Source organism: Cellulomonas sp. IC4_254 (assembly GCF_011603975.1).
Lineage (GTDB): Bacteria > Actinomycetota > Actinomycetes > Actinomycetales > Cellulomonadaceae > Cellulomonas.
Genome location: NZ_JAANNB010000303.1, coordinates 1 through 2,914, shown reverse-complemented (window position 1 = coordinate 2,914; position 2,914 = coordinate 1). Strand labels below are relative to the sequence as shown.

Annotated in this window: 2 protein-coding genes; both read left to right on the top strand. The window is 75.0% G+C overall.

Annotated features, from left to right (window positions below; all coding sequences use genetic code 11):
• The first annotated feature begins 141 nt into the window (after positions 1-141).
• On the top strand, positions 142-1,815 hold the full coding sequence (locus G6556_RS18130; RefSeq protein ID WP_166944450.1) for an ABC transporter substrate-binding protein: 1,674 nt from the start codon (positions 142-144) through the stop codon (positions 1,813-1,815).
• Between the two features lie 5 nt (positions 1,816-1,820).
• Positions 1,821-2,873: an ABC transporter permease gene (locus G6556_RS18125; protein ID WP_166944448.1), complete on the top strand. Its 1,053-nt coding sequence runs from the start codon at positions 1,821-1,823 to the stop codon at positions 2,871-2,873.
• Positions 2,874-2,914: the final 41 nt, after the last annotated feature.

The following is a 2,914-nucleotide window of genomic DNA, read 5'->3' as shown; positions in this document are numbered from 1 at the left end:
CCCATGCTAGGCGGGCCGTGGGACGGGGATCACAGCCGCCGGCGCGGAAGGTGCGTGGCACCTGCGCCTATTGTTGGACGCAGTGCAAGAAGCCGGTCGCGGGTCAACCGCGACCGGACCCCCGACGCCCGAGGTGGACCCGTGCCCCACGCCCTCCGTCCCGTCCGCGCCCGCACCGCCGCGCGCCGTGCCCGCACCGGCGCCGCGCTCGCCGCCGTCGCGGCGCTCGCGCTCGCAGCCTGCACCGGCTCTGACGGGGACGCCGACGACGCCGCGACCCCGCGCGACGGCGGCACGCTGGTCTACGCGACCGGCGACGCCGAGCCCACCTGCCTCGACCCGCACGTCGGCGGCAACTACCCGCAGGCGCTGATCAGCACGCAGTACCTGGAGCCCTTGGTCGGCCGGGACGCGGACGGCACGATCCTGCCGTGGCTGGCCAGCGAGTGGTCCGTGAGCGACGACCTGCTGACCTGGGACTTCACCCTGGTCGACGGCGTGACGTTCACGGACGGCACCCCGTTCGACGCCGCGGCCGTCCAGGCGAACGTCGAGCACCTGCAGGACCCGGACACCGGCTCGTCGACCGGCTACCTCGCGGTGCAGAAGGTCGAGTCGGTCGAGGTCGTGGACGCCACGCACGCGCGGTTCCACCTGACCGAGCCCGACTCCGCGCTGCTCGAGTCGCTCAGCCAGCAGTGGACGGCCATGGAGTCGCCGGCCGGCATCGAGCGCGGGATGGACGAGAACTGCGCGGCGCCGGTCGGCACCGGTCCGTTCGTGGTGGACGAGTGGGTCCCGCAGCAGCAGGTGACGCTGGTGCGCAACGACGAGTACGTGCCGCTGGACCCGCAGGCCGAGCACGACGGCCCGGCGTACCTGGACGAGATCGTCTGGCGGTTCATCCCGGACGCGGCGACCCGGTACGCGGCGCTGCGCTCCGGCGAGGTCCAGGTGATCGACAACCCGCAGCCCGACGCGATCGCGCAGGCCGACGCCGGCGGCGACATCACGCACGTCGACGCGCCCCGGCCGGGCTCCTCGAACCGGATCGAGCTGAACAGCGCGCAGCCGCCGTTCGACGACGTCCGGGTGCGCGAGGCGTTCGTCCGCGCGGCCGACCCGGACCCGGGCATCGAGACCCTGTTCGCGGGGACCGCGACCCGGTCGTACTCCCCGCTGTCGAGCGTCGAGCCGACCGCGTACGGCGACGAGGACCTGTTCACCACGGACATCGACCGCGCCGAGGAGCTGCTGGACGAGGCCGGCTGGACCGCCACGGACGACGAGGGCTACCGGACCAAGGACGGCCAGCGCCTGAGCGTGCGGTTCCCCGTGAGCACCAACCAGTCGGTGGCCGCGGAGCAGTCGCTGTTCGAGCAGATCCAGGCGAACGCGAAGGCCGTCGGGTTCGAGGTCGTGCTGACCCCGAGCGACCTGTCCGCCTGGTACGCCGCGCTGGGCGCGCACGAGTACGAGGCCGTGTCCGCGCCGTACACGAAGGTCGGCCCGGACGTGCTGCGGATCCTGTACCACTCGGACGGCACGGTCCCGGCGCCGAGCGGCTACTTCGCCAACCACGCGCAGGTGCAGGACCCCGAGCTCGACGACCTGCTGGACCGCGCGTCGGCGACGGCCGACGACGCCGAGCGCGCCGACCTGTACCAGCAGGCGCAGCAGATCGTGCTGGAGGGCTACTACATCCTCCCGCTCTACGACCAGCAGAACCACTTCCTCACCCGCGGCGTCACCGGGATGCGGACGCTGGACACCGTGTCCACGCCGACGTTCCTCGACGCCCGCCTGGGGTCCTGACCGCCGTGCGCGCCGTCGCCGACGCGGGCCGGGCGGTCCGCCGTCCGTGGCTGCGGTGGCTGCTGGCGCGCCTCGGGGCGGCGGCGCTGGTCGCCTGGGTCGTCGCCACCGTCGTGTTCTTCGCGCTCCGCGCCGCCGGCGGCGACCCCACCGAGGCGATCCTCGGCGGACCCGGGTCGCAGGCCGGTCCCGAGGCGGTGGCGGCGGCCCGCGCGCAGTACGGGCTCGACCAGCCGCTGGTCGTGCAGTACCTGGTGCAGCTGTGGCGGGTGGCGACGTTCGACCTCGGCGACTCGTACGCGCGCCGGGTGCCGGTGTCGGACCTGCTCGCCGAGCAGCTGCCCGGGACGATGCTGCTCGCGGTGCTGGCGCTCGCGCTGGCGTGGGTGCTCGCGCTCGCGGTGGCGACGCTGGCGGTCCGGTCGGCCGGGCCGGCCGGACGGGCGAGCGCGGCGGTGCTCCGCGGCGCCGAGGTCGTCGCGGCGGTGCTGCCGCACTTCTGGCTCGGGGCGGTGCTGATCGTGGTGTTCTCGTCGACGCTCGGCTGGTTCCCCGCCACGAGCAGCGGCACCGACGTGGCCGGGCTGGTGCTGCCGACGGTGACGCTCGCCGTGCCGGTCGCGGGGTTCCTCGGACAGGTCATGCGCGACTCGCTCGAGGAGGCGGCCGCGGCGCCGTTCGCCACCAGCGCGCGCGCCCGCGGGGCGTCGCCGGTCCGGGTGCTGTGGCGGCACACGCTCCGGCACGGGGTGCTGCCGGCGGTGTCCCTGTCGGGATGGGCCTTCGGCTCGCTGATGAGCGGGGCCGTGGTGGTGGAGACGCTGTTCGGCCGGCCCGGCCTCGGGCGGCTGCTGCTCGACGCGACGATGCAGCGCGACGTACCGGTCGTCGTCGGGGCCGTGGTGGTCGTGGCGCTCGCGTACGTCGTCGTGATGCTGCTGGTCGACGTCGTCGAGCGGCTGCTGGACCCCCGGCTGCGCGGGGCGGTCGAGGTGCCCGGGACCCCGGGCGGTGCCGCACCGGCCGCGCGCGCCGGGGAGCCGGCGGTGCTGGGATGACGGCCGTGACGACGGAGCGCCCGGGGGAGACGGGCGGCGGG